The sequence below is a fragment of the Actinomadura sp. 3N407 genome (genome assembly GCF_052245875.1).
In the GTDB taxonomy this organism is placed as follows: domain Bacteria; phylum Actinomycetota; class Actinomycetes; order Streptosporangiales; family Streptosporangiaceae; genus Spirillospora.
Map to the genome: position 1 here is coordinate 38,593 of NZ_JBQQBP010000013.1, position 16,431 is coordinate 55,023.

Below are 16,431 nucleotides of genomic sequence, written 5' to 3' on the forward strand. Positions count from 1 at the left end.
GTCAGCCCTCCAGGGGAAGGGCGAAGAGCCGGGAGGGGGCGAGCACGTAGAGACGCGCACCGTCGGTGATCAGCTCGCGGCTCCCGCCCACGCCCAGGGCCGCGAGATCCAGGCGGCGCCGGACGGTCCCGTCGGCCGGGTCGTGAGCGGTGACGGCCGTCGCGTCCGACAGGTACAGGGCGCCTCCGGCCATGAGAGGGCCGCCGCGGGAACTCTGGGCGGGCCCCTGCCAGCGAGGCCGGCCATCGGCGACGCCGAGAACGTGCATGGTGCTCCTGTGGCGGGTCGCGGCGGTGCCGCGGCTCAGCGCGTACACCAGGTCGCCTTCGACGATCGGACGGGGGCGGTCGGGGACAGATCGCATGGCCGAGGAACCCTCACCCAGGGCGAAGGCCCAGCGCTGCCGGCCATGGCGCACGTCGAAGGCGCGCAGCACACCGTCCGCCCCGCACAGGTAGGCCGTGGCCCCCGCGACCACGGGGACGTCCGCGCCGGTCGGCGCGCGGTCGCCGGACCCGGCCGACCGTTCACTGCGCAACTCGAACTGGGAGCGCCAGCGAACGTCGCCGGTCGCGGCGTCCAGCGCGACCAGGCGGCGGCCGTCCAGGGAGACGAACACGGTGCCCTGGGCGTAGGCCAGTGTCATCATGGGGACCACCTCGTAGTCCGGCTCGACCGGACGCCACCAGCGCTGCCGGCCCGTGGCCGCGTCCAGGGCGTAGACGAAGGCCGTCTTCTCCGAGAGACGCCCCGTCGTGGCGGCTCCCAGCAGGAGACCCGCCGCGTGGATCGGGGCGTACGTCGTCACCACGCGCGGTTGGACGGTCGCCGTCCAGCGCAGCCGCCCGCCGGCGGGCTCGTACGCCACCACGGCATGGGGTTCGGTTCTCTCGGCCGCGTTCTCGTCCTTGCCGCTGTCGAGGACCAGACCGGCATCGGCCGTCACCATCGCCGCCCCCGAGCCGGGAGTGAGCCGGCCGTGACGCCAGAGCGGCCGTCCCGTCCGCAGGTCCAGCGCCTGCAACGCCCCCCGCGTCCGCACCAGCACGACCGAATCGGAGACGGCCACCTTCCGCAGTGTCCCGAACGTCGCCGCGAGCGGTACCGACCACAGCCGGCGGCCGGTCACGGCATCCAGGCAGGACAGCGCGCTGCCGCGCTGCCGCCGCCGCGCGATGAACGGCCGCTCGACCAGCAGCAGCCGTTCCGAGGTGACCGGCCCGAAGAACCGGACGTCCGCGAGCTCCGTCTCGGCCGTCCACTGCAATGGCCCGTTCCCGCCGGGAACGGCCGGCGCCCGGATATCCCTTTCGGCCCAAGGCCATGCGGCCGCCCCGCCGACGATCGCGGCCCCGGTCAGGCCGGCGATCGCCCGGCGCCGGCTCGGCTCGGCGGCTCCGGTGGCCCGGTCACCGGTCGTCATAGCGGGAACGCGTGGAGAAGTGTCAGGTCGGCGCACACCAGGACGCGGTCTCGCCACACCTGCGCGTGCACTCTGGTCTGGCGTCCCAGCGGATGGCTCCAGCGCAGTGCCCCGTCCGCCGTTCCGATCGCGTAGAGACGATCGTGATCCGAACCGGCGTAGACCGTCCCCGCGGCGGCCACCGGTGTGGCGCGCAGGGGGCCGTCGGTGCCGAACCGCCAGCGCTGACGGCCCGTCTGGGCGTCGAGGGCGTGCAGGCGGCCGGAGGCGTCGCCGGCCAGCACCAGCCCGTCGGCGACCGTCACACCGCCGGTGACCCTGCCTCCGATGTCGCGGCTCCAGCGCCGTTTGCCGCTGGCCGCATCCAGGGCGTGCACGTGCCGGCCGCCCGCGGTGTAGACCATGCCGCACCACACGGCCGGGGCGGTGAAGGCCGCGTCGAACTGCCACCTGACGGTCCCCGTGGCGGTGTCGACCGCGAACAGGCCGCCGGGCGCGGCGTAGGCGATGCCGTCGGCGATGACCGGGTCGAGCGCGCCCTCGACACGGGACCGGTCGGCTCCGCCGTCCGTTTCGGGACGTACCAGCCGCACTCTCCAGCGGCACTGGCCCGTGCGGCCGTCGTAGGCGGTCAGATACCCGGTGCTGTCGCACAGGTGGACCTGGTCGCCCTCCACGGCCGGGACACCGGTGACACCGGCGGACGGCTCCCGCCATCTACCGGCCGGCGAGCCGTCGACGGCCCGTACGGCTTGCAGCAGCCCGTCGCTGAACATGACGGTCTCCGATGCCATCACCGCGATGCCCGAATAGACCGGGGACCCCCGGTTGGCCGTCCACAGCAGGGTGCCACCAGAGCAGTCCAGCGCGTGAACTCCTCTGGTGGAGCTGAGGTAGACCGCGTCGCCCGCGACGGTGGGCCGGTTGAACCAGTGCCGGTTCTCGCCGTCAGGGCTGCGGTACGTCCACAGCGGTGACCGGGTGTTCGCGCCCGCCGGTCGCCGGGCCGGGACCGATGCCGTGCTGTGCGCCGACGGCCCCAGGGTCGCCAGGACCGCCGTGGCCACGCCGAGGGACAGGACGGCCCGCCTGCCGCGCTGTGCGCCCGGCGCGGGGCGGACGGCGGGCCGGGCCCTGCCGGCTTGGGTGACGCTCGCGGCGACCTCGCCGGGCAGCCACTGGGTTCCGGCGGCGCCGGGCTCTCCGGCGAACGACCCGACGAGCCCCCCGGCCGTGGGACGCCGTTCGGGAGTGCGCGCGAGACACCTCGTGATGATCTCGGCCAGTTCCGGGTCGCCGTCCAGGGCGGTGCGCAGCGCGTCCAGCCGAGGCTCCTCGAACTGCGTTCGGTACAGCAGCACCTGCGCGGAGCCGCTGCCGAACGGGCCTTCCCCCGTGGCGGCGTACACGAGCAGAGCACCGAGCGCGAAGATGTCGTCGGCACGGTCCGACCGCCGGTCGCGTATCCGCTCGGGCGGGATGTATCCCGGGGTGCCGAGCAGCGACCCGGGCATGGTGATCGTGTCGGCCCCTTCGGGCCGGGCCATGCCGAAGTCCACGACCCGGGGCCCCTCGGGCGTCAGCACGAGATTCGACGGCTTGAGGTCCCTGTGCAGGACACCGGCCCGGTGGACGGCTTCCAGCGCCTTGGCCAGCGCCGCCCCGAGAGCGCGCACCGACGCGGCGGGCAGCGGGCCGTGCACCTCCACCGCCTGCCGCAGGGTGAGGCCGGGCAGGTAGACGGTGGCGAGCCAGGGCTCGGCCGCGTCCGTGTCATGGTCCACCACCGGCGCGACGTACGCGGAGTCGATGCCGCGCGCGGCGGCGACCTCACGGGCGAACCGCTCGCGGCGGTCTCGGCGATGGGCGAAGCGCGCGTGGACGACCTTCACCGCGACGAGGTCTCCCGACAGGCCGCGCCCCAGGAACACGCGGCCCATGCTCCCCGCCCCCAGGCGCGCGACCAGCCGGTATCCGCCGATCCGCGCAGGGTCGTCCGCGCGCAATGGCTGCATGCCGCTCCCCTCGCGAATCAGCCGTGGTGCCTGGAAGTATTAGAGCAGATAGCATTATGGAGCGTTTTAATCGGACACACCGCTCCCCGCAGACGAGTTTCGATGAGGTGACGGCATGTCGGGCGTTCTGGTGTACCTGCCGCCGGATTCGCGTCGGGGCCCGGTACGCCTGGAACTGGCCCCCGGCGAGAGTCTGAGATTCGGACGCGGTGCCCGCAGCCTCCAGATCGACCTGCGCCTGGACAACCCCACGGTGCCCCGCCTGGCGGGTGAGATTCTCGCGGTGGAAGACCACTGGCGGTTGAGCAACTTCAGCGAAGACCACACCTATGTGGTGGAGAACCCGGAGGGGGCGGGGGAGTACCTTCGGATACCGCCGCTTCGTGCCTCCTGCCCGGTGCCCTTCGAGTTCTCCCGTGTCGTGTGCTCCCCTCGGGAGCCGACCGCCTCCTTCCAGGTCTACGCACCACAGCACATGTACCTGGAGTCGTACGACATGGAGCTGAACGAATCGGTCGGCACCGCGACCATCGCGGCCTTCTCCCTGGACCACGACGCGATCTACTTCCTCATCCTGGTGGCTCTCTGCGAGCCGCGCCTGCGAGACGAGTCCTCCACCGCCGTCCCCACCTCACGCCAGGTGGTCGAACGTCTGCGCGCTCTGCCCGGTGGCCCGCCCACCCTGCGCGCGGTCAACTTCCACATCGATTACCTGGCCGAACAGAAACTGCGCGTCAGGCAACCCTTCGAGAACGAAAGACAGGACGGCAAACGAGCTGCGGCAGTGGACACCGCCCTGCGCTTCGGCCTGGTTCAAGCGGAACACCTATCGCTCCTCCCGTCCCGCCGCCCCTCGGTCAGACAACCGGACTGATTCACGACCGGCCCCGGGGGAGCCTCCGGGCCACTGGGGTGCCGGTGCCGGATGCGTCTTGCCGGAGGCATCGCGTTCCAGGGCGCCGCGCAGGTCGGTACCCGCCTTGACGACGTGGACGTAATGTCCGGTGAGCCGCCCGGCGAGCTGGACGTTGAGACCGCCCTCGCCGATCCCGCCGGAGATGTGGTGCTCCTCGACCGCGACGACCGCGTTGTCGCCCCGGATGAGGACCTCGGTGACCTGAACCGGGCTCATGGCATTGGCGAGGAAGCTCTCCGGATCGCTGGAATACTCGATGATCTCCAGTCGCTCATGGCCGAAGCCGCGGTTCAGCAGGCGCCCGGCGCCCTTGAGCCGGGCCGCGCCCCGCCCGATGCAGGCCCCCCTGGCATCGACCCCTTTGACGGTGGGCGCCACCGCGATCTTCGTCTTGGCCCCGGCGACCCGCGCGATGGCCTTGATGACGACCTTGCCGGTGCAGATCTCGCTGACGAAGCCGGACAGGATGCGCCCGGCCAGCTCGGGGGCCGTGGCCGACAGCAGGAGTCGCTCGTCGCCCCGCTGCGGCCCACCGGATACACCGACGACCAGCACGATGACGGTGTCGCCCACCGCCAGTTCGGGGGCGGTGGCCCCGTCCGCGAGATCGTAGGCATCGGTGCGGGGCAGGAGCGCGTCCCGGGGACGCAGAGTGGCGAGATCGTAGACGGCGCAGCCGAACCCGTCGGGACCGACCGACGTGATGTGCGCTGTCACCGCCATGCCGACGAGCGGGGACTCGATACCGAGGTCGCCCAGGATCGTTCCCACCGGTCGCGCCTCCTTTCGTTGCCGTTCTCAGGCTCGGTCGCCGTCAGCCCGCCGCCGGGCCGACGGCCCGGGCCGCCGCGGGATCTGGCCGCCGGTCACCGCGGCCACGGGCCACCGGAGCCGGGACCTGACCCTGCGTCGGGCTCGCTCGGTAGGGACGGTGAAAGCGCGGGGGTGCGGAGCGGGGGCGCCACCGCACCCCCGCGCGGCTCGAAGGAACGGCGGCTTGTCCGTGAGACCGGCGGGATGCCCGACGGGAGGGACCGTCCGGACGCCGGGCGTCTCCGCAACCGAACAGGTTGAGATCGAGTCGACGGTTGACGAGCACGCCGGGCTCCGAACGGTCACCCGTACGAGATCACGGATGCGGCGACGAAGCCGGGCGGACCCGAAGGCTCCGGATGCGAGTTCACAGCCTTCACGCCGGTAGAGGCGCCGTGTCGCGCGAGCATCTGCCGCGCTTCCCAAAGGAGAATTCCATCAATCGCACGCAGATCATGTCGCTGGGCGCACTGGTAATGACCACGACGGGGATGCTCACCGGGTGCCTGCCGTTCGGGGACGACGATCCCGGCCCGGCCTCCTCCCCCGCGGCAGAGGCGCCCCCGCCGGAACCCGCCGGGACGGCGCCGTCCAACGGAGCCGGGAACGGGGCCGGTCAGGTGACCAAACCCGGAACCAGGCTCAAGATCGGTCAGCGCGCCGTCGTCCCGTTCGAGTACGCCTCGAAGACGGGCACCATCGGTATCACCGTCACCGCGATCGAGCAGGGGGATCAGGCCGCGTTCGCGCGGCGGTTCGGCTCGCGCGCCCAGGGCCTGACCCCGTACTTCATCCGCTTCCGGATCGAGAACGTGGGCGGCACCGACCTGTCGAACAGTACCGCGCCGAGGCTCGGGGCGCTGGCCGGCGGCGACCGGAACACGGGCGTCAGCGTTATCGGCGAGATGCCCGGCTGCGAACGCGGACGCGCGGACTCGACCTTCACGACGGCCGGGGCGACGTTCGAGGGATGCCGCCTCCAGGCCTCGCCGGCCGACCGCCCGGTGACCGGCGTCGAGTACGACGAGTCGGAGGGCGGTTACAGTAACGGCCCGATCGTCTGGTCGCGGTGACGCGAGCCTGTGAGTAGCCCGGCGGTCACCGTCCCACCACTTCTCTTCGCCCGTTCCGGAGACCGCCGGACCGGTTTCCGGAACGGGCGAACACATGCGTGAGGGCGGCCCACCTGATGAGACCGACGCCGAAGCCGACCGATTACCTGTTCGCCATCCGTACCCCCGGCTCTCCTCCCGCACCCGAGGGCGTCACGACGGTGACTCTGGCCCGGCCGGGCGGCGACGTGATCTCTTCCGTCCTGGAGGGCCTGCGGGCGAGCGGGCTGGCGGTGGCCGACTTCCGCTCCCGGGTGATCTTCATGGCTGCCGGAGTCCCCGATTGCGTGGTGACGTACGCCGCGCTGTGCGGATTCTCCGGGCGGCGCATCGACGCCTACGCCGACGGTGCCGTCCTGGAACTCTCCCGGATCGATTCCGCCGGCGCGGCCCTTCCCGACGCCGGGCCGCCCTCCGATCTCCTGGCCTTGGCCCAGGTCGGCGGTCCGGCGCCGGACGGGATGCCCACCGTGCGTCTCGGCTCCGCCGGGCGCGGACCGCTCAGCCGGCATGCCGCCACGGTGATCCGGTACGCGGCACGACTGCGCATGGTCCCCCCGGAGTCGCCCAGGGACGCGCTCGCCATGTTCGTCCTCGTCGCGGCACTGCGGAGACGAGGCACCGACCGGTTCCCGTTCCTGTCCACCGGGACCGAACCCGTGGACGACGAGGCCCCGGACCAGGGGATCGACCTGGAGAGAACCCGGCGGGAGGCGGTCCGGCTCCGGCAGGAGCAGCGCACCGCGCGTGGAGGCCACGAGGTCGTGCCGCCCGAACCCGTGTCGCCGCACGACAGGCGGATCGCCCAGGCCGACGCGGTGGACGTCCGGACGGTCCTGTCGCGGCTCGGTTCCTCCGCCGAGGATGGGCAGGGCCTGCGGTGTTGTCCGCGCCCGCGCAGGCACGCGGACGGTGACGGGCGGCCGTCGATGAAGGTGCACGAGGACAACAGGACCCGGTGCGCCCGCTGCGACACCGAGAAGATCGGCCCCGTCCGGCTGGCCGCCGACGCTCTGGGAGTGACACCGGACGAGGCCGCGAGTTTCATCCTGTGGACTCCGATCGCGCGACCGGCCCCCGTGCCGCCCGGGTGAACGCCGTACAGAACCTCATCCCTCCCGGGAAGGCGTCCTGGTGCTCACGGAATCTGGCTGACCCTGCCCGGGGCCATCGACGGCCCGGGGACGGCGAACCTCAGCGCCGCCCGGATCCGCGTCTCGGGATTGGCGATGAGAGCACCGACCTGGCCCTCCTCCGCCATCTCCTCGGCGACCACCCCGGGGCGGACGCCGATCACATAGTCGGCCTCCAGCGGTTCGGCGGCGGCGACGCATCCCGCCGGCAGGGTCGCGTACGAGCCCAGGAAGACCCGGCTGCCCGCCGGAACGAGCGAGGACAGCGCACGCACCAGGATCCGCGCGGCCGGGCCGGTGACCGTCACCGCGCGCAGGTACTGCAGTTCCAGCGTGATCTGCGAGAGCTGCTCCTCGGTGATGATCCCGCCGACGAGGAGCCGGGTCACGTCCGGGCCCGTGCCGGCACGGCGGCTCACGACGACGGCGTCGCCGATCCTGGACACGATGGCCTCCGCCCTGTCCCGCGAGGCCGTGAACGCCTCGACCGCCCGTTCGGCGGCGGCGAGGCTGGGGAAGCCGGCGACCGGGTACACGCCGTCCGTGCCGCAGACCGTCACCTCCGTGCCCTGGATGTGCACCTCGTCGATGTGCTCGTCACGCCACAGCTCGCCGAGCAGGTGGACACCGCTGAGCACGTCGTAGACCCGGCGCGCCATGGCCTCGTCCCCGGCGGTGTAGGCGGTGAGCGCCTCCATCCAGACCTCGGGGATCCGCGACCGGAGCGATTCGGCGATCTCCTCCGCGGCCGGCCACCCGAGGTCCGGCGCGAGCGGAGCCCGCGGTCCGGCCGCGGCCATGGCCTCGCCGTTCTCGGTCCGGCGGGGAGCCCGTACGACGGGGATCACCATCGGCGCCTGAACCGAGGGCCTGTTCTCGCGCTGCTCTGGCGCCCATGCCGGTCGTGACTCGGGCGCCTGCGGCCGGACATGAGCGGACGCAGGTGCAGGGGGCTGCTCGGGATTTCGCTTTGCAGCAGGACCATGCGCCTCCGCCGGCTGCCGCTGAGAAGCCGGAGCGGCGCCCGTCTGGGGCGGAAAGGGCTCGGCGGCGGGCTCGGCGGCGGGCTGCGCGGCGGGTGTGGGCCGCCCGGCGGGAGACGGGGTCTGCTCAGGGCCGGGTCCCGCCACGAGCTTGTCCTGGTCGGTTCCGTCGCTCGGCCCCTCGTGATCCTCCGCGCCTACAGCGGGGATCGGCCAGAAGTTCGTCACCGCTCCGGAAGTCCGCTCTGCTGGCATATCCATGGTCCTTCCGTGAATTCCGCCGGTCCCCGCTCGCGCTTCATCCCGCTCGCCCCCGAAGCCCTCCGGGGGCGTCCGCGGATGTGTCCGCGATGGCCTCGGCGAGTTTCGCCAGCGACTTCTGCTCGATCTGCCGCACTCCCTCGCGCGACAACCGGAGCCGTTCACCGATGACGCGGAGCGACTGTTCGGGCTCGCCGTCCAACCCGAACCGCCGCGTCAGCACGTACAGTTCGCGGGGATCGAGCTTCAGCAGGTCACGGCCCACGGCGCACAGGTCGAAGCTGAGCAGCACCTTCTCCTCGGCGGACGGGGAAGGATCGGCGAGTTGCTCTTCCCACACGCCGTCGTCCTCTCCGTGAGCCGCGACGGGCGGGTGCAGGGCCTCCAGCCGGGGCGGGGTCAGGACCCGGCGCACCTGAGCCTCGGTGACCCCGGCGCGGCGCGCGACATCGGCATGGTCCACCGGCGCGTCCGGCCCGGCGGCCTCCAGATAGGCCCGCTCGGCGGCCAGGATGGCGGGCCGCTTCTCGAAGTCCCCGGGATTGAGATTGGGATGATCGGCGTCCCGTACCGCGCGCAGCACCTCCCGCTGGATGGGTTTGAAGGCCCAGCTGGCGAAAGGCCCGCGATCCGGATCGTAGGACGAGATCGCCCAGAGCAGCCCCACCTTGCCCGCGCTCTCGAAATCCTCGGTATGCGCGCTGGACCTGGAGGTGAACATGGCGACATATTTGCGGACGAGCCCCAGGTTCAGATTTATGATTTCGTTGGTGACGTCGTCCAGTTCACGCTCGGCTCTGCCCAGTGCAGGTTCCCGGCGCGCCGCAGGCCCATCGGAACCCAACGCGATGCGTAGTTCGGTGAGCTTTTCCCGAAGCTCCTTGCGACGCGTGAAGAGCCTCCGATTGCGGGTGCGGAAGTCGTCGGCGCCGGGACGCGCGCCGTCGATCTGCTCCATGATGTCCATCGGTCTCCCTTGCCCAAGAAGACCACTTCATTCGGCGTTCCAAGGAGGGGGCGATCGCGTCAGAAATCAGCCGCTCCGCCTTTGGCGGGCCCGCATCCGTTGATTGCACCGAACGAAGCAATGTCTTGTTGCTGTCTTTTTTGTAATGCCGGCCGCTCTCGTCGGCGACCTGGCGACGAAAAGATGGCATGCGGGCAGTCGAGGCCACATCTGGAAGGTTCCAGGGTTCCTGGAGGATCGTGACTTGCGTGGTGGGCCGTCTCCCGAACGGTCATCGGCAGTGGGCATCCGGTGAACGAGGGGGTCACGTGTATGGGAAGAGTTTTCGGAACGGGGAGCAGCGGCACTGGGAGGAAGGCGACGGCGGGCACGGGTCTGCCCGCCAAGATGGCATCGGCCGTGGTCTGCGCCGCGATCGTCGTGAGCGCGGCCCGCTGCATGGCAGGCGACGGTTCCGAACCAGCGGTGCAGCCCGTCCCGCACTACACGCTGCAGGAGCTGCGGGGGGCTTTCACCCCCGCCGCCGCGATGGGCGAGGGCTTCAAGTCCGAGACCGTCGGCTGGAAATTTCCGCTGTGCTTCGACAAGCTGTCGAAGTTCCCGGGGACCGCCAAGACCGCCGCGCACACCATCAGCGGTGACATAAGGGGCACGACGCCCGATCCGCGTCGGCGAGAATGGGCGGCCGAGTACCCGGATGCCGCGTCGGCCCGCCGCGCATTCGAGACGCTCGATCGCGGTGTCTCGTGCCCTCCGACCCAGAGCGTCCCGCGGATCGAGCGCGACGAGGGCGGCTTCACCCCTCCGAGCGAGCACAGATGGCGGCGCGAAGGCGGCACGGTGTCCGGGTGGACGCAGCTGCGAACGATCACTCGCGTGGACTACGGGCGTGTCGGGAAGGCGGCCATGACGACCTTCCGGGTCCAGGATTTCCTCCTGCGCGGCAACGCCGTGCTCGTCATCGAGATCTCCCACTTCACCACGAAGCCGGGGGACGACTCCGAGACCGTCGTGATCGGCACCGCCACCCGGCAGGTGGAGCGGCTCCTGAGCCGCGTGCCTGAGGACAGGACTCTAGGCCCGGGTTGATCCCGCAGTCGCAAGCCGGAGCCCCGGCTGGACCGACCTTCACGTCCGGGCAGCCGGTGACACGGCTGCCCGGCGGGAACGGGACGCGGTCGGCCATCCGGGCTGTGGCCTCCGGCGTCCGCGCCCACTGGGAGCGGGACCCGAGCCGATGCTTTCTCGTATCGTGAGAAGACCCGTGAGCAACCTGCGGTGCGTCGACCCTCGGGGCGGTCGGTGGGACAAATGCTCACCGGTGACGGGAGGGGTGAAGGAGGCGCCGGTGCGGCGTCAGCTCCGTTCGCGGCCGAGGACTGCCTGCGCGTTGCGGACGTAGCGGCCGTTCGCCTCCTGTATCGCCTTGAACCGCGCGGGGTGCTGTCGGATCATCTCGGTCTGGATGCGCTTCTCCGCAGCGGCTCGTGTAGCGATGAGGTTCGTCTCCTCTTTGCAGCGGACGTCGGCGATCGCCACGGTCCGCTCGCCGCGCGAGATCTCCGGCGAGTTAAGGTTCCATCGCCGATCCTGCACGGCAGCTTGCGGAGTCCGGTAGGTGAAGTTGCTGCGCTTCATGCAGCGGCTCCACGCCGCGGTGGCCGATGCCACGGCGGGATCTTTGGCGGAATTGTCGACCGCCTTGCTTTCCAGGCCGAACAGCAACGAGACGTCCCGCTTGCGGACACCTTTCCACAGGACGGAGTCGGCTTTTTCCACGCATCCACCAGCCCCGAACAATGCGCTGTGCTCTGCCTTGCTCAACTGCTCCGACCACGCCGTCTCGGCCGCTTGGGCGCGCGCCCGCCACGGCTCCTCGAGGACGTGATAGCCGAAGCGCTCGGCGGCTCGGGGGTCGGCCAGGCCGTAGCGGCGGGCGTTGCCGGCCAGCAGTGCAGGCTGTCTCGTGGGGCTCGGCGGCCGAGTCCAACCGTGCCCCTTCGTGGCCATGCATTCCCGCATGAGCACCACCTGGGCGGCCTGGACCACGGCGTCATCGTCAGCGCTGAGCGCATACGAATCGAAGGGCAGGACGATTGCCGGCCGGGACGGTGACGTCGAAGGCGGCGGCTGCGCTTTCGCGCCGCAGCCGGTGACCAGCGCGGCGACGGACAGCACCATCGCCGTCAGCGCGGAAGGGGGCGTCATTTGAACATGATCCATTCTCCGGCCCCTGCGGTTGGCTGTTCACCGGCGGCTGCGGGAGAGACAGCCAACCGCAAATGGTTTGCCTAGCAGGTCATCCGGATCGCGCTCGCTCGATTGTCGCCGACATCGTTGTTCGACAGTTTACCGTCGTCATTTGACGATCCTGAGTGGATCTTGGTCCTCGCGCCTCCAAATCCGACGTGTTGGTAGAGCGTTATGCAGTTGCCCCTCCTGTTTCGGACGGAACTGGTCTCGTTGTCCATGCCGTCGCTGCTGACGGTACCGTCGGCTGTTTTCCAGTTGAAGTCCCTGAGATCGCTATATCCATTCTTGAAGTCACGCCAGTGGTCGCTGGCGTCCTGGTTGAAGTCCTCGTTCTCGTAGAGGCAGACCCACCCCTTACCGCACTTCCCATCGGCCCCCGCATTCGCGGGTACCGCCGATATCGTCATCGCGGTGGCAGCAGCGGCCGTAGTGACCGCGGCCATGCCCAGCATGCGTGTGGTCTTCATCTCGGGATTCCCTTCCGTTGGCTGGAATGATTTTCCACTGCGCCATCATTCGCGGGAGAGTCAACGATCACGCAACCGCCTGTTGCGGGCCGCAAATAGGCGTGAGCGCAGAGTTCACATTTGTTCGATCCTGCGTCTCCTCCATTCGTGCGGTGCCGATGCGCATTGCCGGTCGACCCGTCCAGCGCGTGGCCGATCCTGCGAATGCAGGCCCGACTCGCCGCCGGAGACATCACGGTGATCGGCTAGTCGGGGACGACGATGACAGGCGGCGCGTATAGCTGCCCCTGGAAAGTTCCAGGAGCGGTGTCTGGGAGCGGGGCAGATATGTCGTCGTCCTGGCCGTCGTCGCCCAGGCGTATTCGGAATCGGCCGGGATCGCCGGTCCGCCGCTGCACGGCAATTACCGGTCGCCAGGCTCAAACCCACGTGCGTAATAGTCGGGGACGATGTCCTCGTAGGCGCGCTCGCCGTCCAGCATCCGAGCACGACCCGACTCAGCACACCGGATCGTGCTCGGCCACCGCCAGGTCTCCGTCGGCGGCGGCGAATCCACCTGTTTCGCCGAGCTGCTGGAGCCGCTCAACCTGCACGGCGCCATGGGCCGGGAAGGTCTCCCCTCGATCTTCCGGCGCATCGAGGAGACCGCGATCAGTGCCGGGCCCCGCGGACCCCAGATCTGCGAATGTTGGTACCGGCGACCACGCGCCGGCACAGGCCGCACTGGTGACACGGTATTGGGCACTCACACCCTGGAACTCTCCAGGTGCGGTCATGGGCGCCCGCACGTCATATTCTTTGCGTCAGGGCTTTCGGCATCGACCGGATCGACACGACCGAAATGGGCCGTTGCTTGATTCGCTGAGGATGTCACCCACGAAATCTTGAACCTTGATCCGGGGCCCTGTCCGCAGATATGTCGTTTATGTTCATCTCCAGATAAAGCGAACATCTCGAGGACTCGAGAGCGCTGGGAAAGTGGGACCGCTTTGGGGGATCTCCTTCTGCCATTCGGGTCGCGAGCCCGTCGCGTATTTTCCCATTCGGCGGGCGCCGCCGCGGTCTTGGCCTGTGTCATGGCCCTGACCGGTGCGGCAGGCTGCGGTGGCGGCGTCGGCGACAGGTTCGCACCGAAATCGAAGGCGAGTGAGTCCGGTCCGCGTCCGGCGATCACCGTCCAGCAGGCCGGGGCAGTCGTCGACCGGTATGAGAAGGTCAACAATCAGGCGAACAAGACCCGGGACAGCAGGTTGCTCTCGACGGTCGAGGGCGGTGCGCTGCTCGCGAGCAGCCAGGCCGGGTACGAGCAGTTCTCCGCATTGCCCGCCAAGAAACGGAAGTCGTATGGCTCGCCCTTCTTCTACATTGATCGCCACTTTTACATTCCGGTGGGCACCACATGGTTCGCTGTCGAGGCGACCGTCAAGGGTGAGGCTTCCGAAAAGAACTTCCGCAGATTTCTCGTTTTCGACCGGGGCGCGGAGAACGGAGCTTGGAAGAACGTTGCAGGTGTCTCCGCGGAGGGGAAGATCCCGAAGGTGACCCTGGACGACGACGGGTATGCCACCGCCGTCTCGCCCGACCGCAAGGTGGGGGTCCTGGCTCCGAACGACCTCGCCGGCTCGGTCAACGACCTTGTCGTCACGGGCGGCACAGGAAAGTCCAAGCAGACGCTGGTATCGACGCCGACGGCCCAGAGGGCCCGCGCGGTCCATAGGAATCGGAACAAGAACCTTTCGGCGCGGGTCGTATTCACACCCGTGCGCCCCGAGCACAGCACCGTGTACGCGCTCAAGACCGAGTTGGGCGTCTTGGCAGTCTTCAACGGAGCCTATGACAAAGAGATGACTTCGACCACTCACTACATCAAACCCTCCAAGGACACTGCCATTTATATGGGTAGGAAGCAGCGGACGCACTTCAATCTGCATTACCTCTACCAGGGCCTCGCGCACCTGCCCGCGACAGGTAAGGCCAGTCTCATCGGCAGGAACGCCGATTTCATCGGCGCGGAGGGCTAACCGGGTCTGCGACAAGGGAATCGTCTCGCCATCACTCCTTGGCGGCGGGGACGTGCAGAACCGAGGGGAAAGAACGAGCCATGGAAAAGTACCTGATCACTGGTGGGCGCGGGTACATCGGGTCGGTGCTGACCCGAAGACTAAGCCGGTCCGGATCACATGTCGTGGTTGTCGACAATGGTCTGGTCGGCGGCCCGCAGCTTGATCTGCCCCGCGTCTCCTATATCGACGGCGACGTCCGCGACGCCGGCTCCTGGGAGACAGCCCTCGATGGTGTGGACGCGGTGGTGCACCTGGCGGCGATTGTGGGCGATGCCGCCTGCGAGGTAGATACGAACACCGCCTGGGAGGTCAATTACCTCGGCACCATTCGGGTGGCTGAGGCTTGTCGCCGTGCGGGTGTGCGGACGTTGGTCCACGCTTCCAGTTGCAGCGACTACGGAGTCACGGCGGACGCGGAAGTGGACGTGTGGTCGCCGATGGCGCCCCAGTCGGTCTATGCCGAATCCAAGATGAGATCCGAGCACCATCTGCTCTCTCTGCCCCGTCACGCGCTCACGCCCCGTCTGCTGCGCTTTGCCGCCGTCCACGGTCTTTCACCCCGGATGCGTTTCGATCTCGCCGTCAATGTCATGACGGCCAACGCCGTGGCGCACGGCGGCGTCACTGTGCACGGCGGCACCCAGCGGCATCCATTCCTGCACGTGGAGGACGCGGCTGCGGCCGTGCAACTCATCCTTCAAGATGACCGGGCCGCACCGAGCATCTACAACTGCGGTTCCGGTGAGGAGAACTATCGCATTCATACCATCGGCGAACTGATCGCCGAGGAGATCGCCGGTGTCCGCTTGGACATCCGCAAGGAGCAGCAGGACTCGTTCAACTACCGGGTGAATTTCGACCCCATCGGCTGGGAGCTGGGATTCACGCCAAGTCACCGGGTCGTCGACACGGTGCGGGACATCCGGGACGCCATGCGCAAGGGGCGGTTCACGGATTTCGGCTCGCCTCGGTACAGCAACCACCTGACCGCTGCCGCCCAGCGCGAGGCCCCGGTTTCGGTCTAGTACTCCAGACACAAGGTGCTGCGAACCTGATAGCGGTCGAGACCGCCCTCGTTCTCGGTCGCCTGGAGACACTCCTCGACGCTCCACCTGGATCCCGCGACGCGGGCCGGCCCGGGCAGGCCGGTCGAGCGGGCCGCCCCCAACGGTGGAAACCCGGCTCAGCAGGGTCGAAGGTGGCCACCGCCGATCATTTGGTTCGCCTACATTCACATGATCACAGCGGTGGCCGACCCCACGTCCCAGCCCCGAGCAAACCAGGATCACCAAGTGCGGTTGGTGTACTAGGCGACACCCGGGGGGCTGTACCTGCAGCTGATCGGTTTCCGGTCCGAAGCGCGGAACGTGCAGATCTTGAACGTGACCTCGTACGACTCGGGAATGTTGATGCCCTTGTCCACGCAGCTGCCGTCGGCGGTCGTGTCGTCTACATGTCCAAGGTATACGTTGCTTATGCCGGGCAGGTAGTGCGGCGCGTCACTCCGCCACATGTACATGCGAGCCCGCAGGCCATCCAGCTTGAGATCGCAGACCCGGAAGATGTCGCCGTTGGAAGTGAATCTACCGCCGGCGCCCATGTCCGGGCTGTAGGTGGGAGGGATGTCTGTTCCGGCGTGCGCCGGAGACGCGGAGATGAGGATGGCGGCCAGACTGATGCCGGCTGCTGAGAGGATTCTGCGCAGCAAGAACGTTCCTTTCCTTGTGTGCTGAGGGCTCATGGGGCCTGCCCATGCCGAAATGCGGCAGCGACTCACCGTGCGGGCTCCAGGGGCCTTGTCGCTTGACCGTCCGCACTCGGTGGGCTTCATCAACCTCCTGTGAGGTCAATCACATCGATGTATCCGCTGGAGGCCGCCATGCCGAGCGGAATGAACGACAGACCCGGTGGAATCGCCGGGAGGCGTGGCGCGCACCCGTACTCGCACCACCGCTCTCGGTGCCCTGCCACATGGGTTCGTTCCGCAGCTGCGGTGCGCGGGTCACGGTCACGATTCCGCGGGGA

14 protein-coding genes are annotated in these 16,431 nt (G+C 69.1%); 6 read left to right on the forward strand and 8 right to left on the reverse strand.

Going from position 1 to position 16,431, the window contains the following annotated elements:
- Window position 1: 1 nt before the first annotated feature.
- Window positions 2–1,423: an outer membrane protein assembly factor BamB family protein gene (locus ACTWPP_RS29290; RefSeq protein ID WP_443107590.1), complete on the reverse strand. Its 1,422-nt coding sequence runs from the start codon at window positions 1,421–1,423 to the stop codon at window positions 2–4.
- A complete protein-coding gene (locus ACTWPP_RS29295) occupies window positions 1,420–3,438 on the reverse strand; it encodes a protein kinase domain-containing protein (protein ID WP_443107591.1) in 2,019 nt (672 codons plus the stop codon). The genes ACTWPP_RS29290 and ACTWPP_RS29295 overlap by 4 nt, the downstream gene beginning before the upstream one ends.
- Window positions 3,439–3,553: 115 nt before the next feature.
- Between ACTWPP_RS29295 and ACTWPP_RS29300 the strand changes: the two genes are divergently transcribed.
- On the forward strand, window positions 3,554–4,312 hold the full coding sequence (locus ACTWPP_RS29300) for a hypothetical protein (protein WP_443107592.1): 759 nt from the start codon (window positions 3,554–3,556) through the stop codon (window positions 4,310–4,312).
- Here the strand turns inward: ACTWPP_RS29300 and ACTWPP_RS29305 are convergent.
- Complete coding sequence (locus ACTWPP_RS29305) at window positions 4,265–5,125, reverse strand: hypothetical protein (RefSeq protein WP_443107593.1); 861 nt, start codon at window positions 5,123–5,125, stop codon at window positions 4,265–4,267. The genes ACTWPP_RS29300 and ACTWPP_RS29305 overlap by 48 nt on opposite strands.
- Before the next feature lie 497 nt (window positions 5,126–5,622).
- On the opposite strand from ACTWPP_RS29305, the gene ACTWPP_RS29310 reads away from it, so the two are divergent.
- Both ACTWPP_RS29310 and ACTWPP_RS29315 read left to right on the forward strand, forming a co-directional pair.
- Window positions 5,623–6,240: a hypothetical protein gene (locus ACTWPP_RS29310; RefSeq protein ID WP_443107594.1), complete on the forward strand. Its 618-nt coding sequence runs from the start codon at window positions 5,623–5,625 to the stop codon at window positions 6,238–6,240.
- Between the two features lie 116 nt (window positions 6,241–6,356).
- Window positions 6,357–7,373 carry a hypothetical protein gene (locus ACTWPP_RS29315; protein ID WP_443107595.1) on the forward strand — a complete coding sequence of 339 codons (1,017 nt, stop codon included), beginning with the start codon at window positions 6,357–6,359 and terminating at the stop codon, window positions 7,371–7,373.
- A 44-nt stretch (window positions 7,374–7,417) separates the two neighbouring features.
- On the opposite strand, the gene ACTWPP_RS29320 is transcribed toward ACTWPP_RS29315, so the two are convergent.
- Window positions 7,418–8,263 (reverse strand): hypothetical protein, encoded by an 846-nt coding sequence (locus ACTWPP_RS29320; RefSeq protein WP_443107596.1) that lies wholly within the window; start codon window positions 8,261–8,263, stop codon window positions 7,418–7,420.
- Window positions 8,264–8,693: 430 nt separating this feature from the next.
- Entirely contained in the window at window positions 8,694–9,623 is a 930-nt protein-coding gene (locus ACTWPP_RS29325) for a sigma-70 family RNA polymerase sigma factor (RefSeq protein WP_443107597.1), read from the reverse strand.
- Window positions 9,624–10,010: 387 nt separating this feature from the next.
- Here ACTWPP_RS29325 and ACTWPP_RS29330 point away from each other — a divergent pair, with 387 nt between their 5' ends.
- Complete coding sequence (locus ACTWPP_RS29330; protein WP_443107598.1) at window positions 10,011–10,712, forward strand: hypothetical protein; 702 nt, start codon at window positions 10,011–10,013, stop codon at window positions 10,710–10,712.
- Between the two features lie 267 nt (window positions 10,713–10,979).
- Here ACTWPP_RS29330 and ACTWPP_RS29335 read toward each other — a convergent pair whose 3' ends face one another.
- Window positions 10,980–11,831, reverse strand: coding sequence for a hypothetical protein (locus ACTWPP_RS29335; RefSeq protein WP_443107599.1), 852 nt, complete (start codon window positions 11,829–11,831; stop codon window positions 10,980–10,982).
- An 83-nt stretch (window positions 11,832–11,914) separates the two neighbouring features.
- The gene (locus ACTWPP_RS29340; RefSeq protein WP_443107600.1) at window positions 11,915–12,343 is read right to left on the reverse strand and encodes a peptidase inhibitor family I36 protein; all 429 of its coding nucleotides are present in this window, start codon (window positions 12,341–12,343) and stop codon (window positions 11,915–11,917) included.
- Window positions 12,344–13,419: 1,076 nt separating this feature from the next.
- On the opposite strand from ACTWPP_RS29340, the gene ACTWPP_RS29345 reads away from it, so the two are divergent.
- Both ACTWPP_RS29345 and ACTWPP_RS29350 read left to right on the forward strand, forming a co-directional pair.
- A complete protein-coding gene (locus tag ACTWPP_RS29345) occupies window positions 13,420–14,364 on the forward strand; it encodes a hypothetical protein (RefSeq protein WP_443107601.1) in 945 nt (314 codons plus the stop codon).
- An 80-nt stretch (window positions 14,365–14,444) separates the two neighbouring features.
- Window positions 14,445–15,431 carry an NAD-dependent epimerase/dehydratase family protein gene (locus tag ACTWPP_RS29350; protein WP_443107602.1) on the forward strand — a complete coding sequence of 329 codons (987 nt, stop codon included), beginning with the start codon at window positions 14,445–14,447 and terminating at the stop codon, window positions 15,429–15,431.
- A 281-nt stretch (window positions 15,432–15,712) separates the two neighbouring features.
- On the opposite strand, the gene ACTWPP_RS29355 is transcribed toward ACTWPP_RS29350, so the two are convergent.
- A complete protein-coding gene (locus ACTWPP_RS29355; protein ID WP_443107603.1) occupies window positions 15,713–16,114 on the reverse strand; it encodes a hypothetical protein in 402 nt (133 codons plus the stop codon).
- Window positions 16,115–16,431: the final 317 nt, after the last annotated feature.

What these genes read in the sequence shown, in the direction of transcription:
- ACTWPP_RS29290 (WP_443107590.1), bottom strand. Translation starts at nt 1,423, where the DNA reads ATGACGACCGGTGACCGGGCCACCGGAGCCGCCGAGCCGAGCCGGCGC.
- ACTWPP_RS29295 (WP_443107591.1), bottom strand. Translation starts at nt 3,438, where the DNA reads ATGCAGCCATTGCGCGCGGACGACCCTGCGCGGATCGGCGGATACCGG.
- ACTWPP_RS29300 (WP_443107592.1), top strand. Translation starts at nt 3,554, where the DNA reads ATGTCGGGCGTTCTGGTGTACCTGCCGCCGGATTCGCGTCGGGGCCCG.
- ACTWPP_RS29310 (WP_443107594.1), top strand. Translation starts at nt 5,623, where the DNA reads ATGTCGCTGGGCGCACTGGTAATGACCACGACGGGGATGCTCACCGGG.
- ACTWPP_RS29315 (WP_443107595.1), top strand. Translation starts at nt 6,357, where the DNA reads ATGAGACCGACGCCGAAGCCGACCGATTACCTGTTCGCCATCCGTACC.
- ACTWPP_RS29320 (WP_443107596.1), bottom strand. Translation starts at nt 8,263, where the DNA reads ATGGTGATCCCCGTCGTACGGGCTCCCCGCCGGACCGAGAACGGCGAG.
- ACTWPP_RS29325 (WP_443107597.1), bottom strand. Translation starts at nt 9,623, where the DNA reads ATGGACATCATGGAGCAGATCGACGGCGCGCGTCCCGGCGCCGACGAC.
- ACTWPP_RS29330 (WP_443107598.1), top strand. Translation starts at nt 10,011, where the DNA reads ATGGCATCGGCCGTGGTCTGCGCCGCGATCGTCGTGAGCGCGGCCCGC.
- ACTWPP_RS29335 (WP_443107599.1), bottom strand. Translation starts at nt 11,831, where the DNA reads ATGACGCCCCCTTCCGCGCTGACGGCGATGGTGCTGTCCGTCGCCGCG.
- ACTWPP_RS29340 (WP_443107600.1), bottom strand. Translation starts at nt 12,343, where the DNA reads ATGAAGACCACACGCATGCTGGGCATGGCCGCGGTCACTACGGCCGCT.
- ACTWPP_RS29345 (WP_443107601.1), top strand. Translation starts at nt 13,420, where the DNA reads ATGGCCCTGACCGGTGCGGCAGGCTGCGGTGGCGGCGTCGGCGACAGG.
- ACTWPP_RS29350 (WP_443107602.1), top strand. Translation starts at nt 14,445, where the DNA reads ATGGAAAAGTACCTGATCACTGGTGGGCGCGGGTACATCGGGTCGGTG.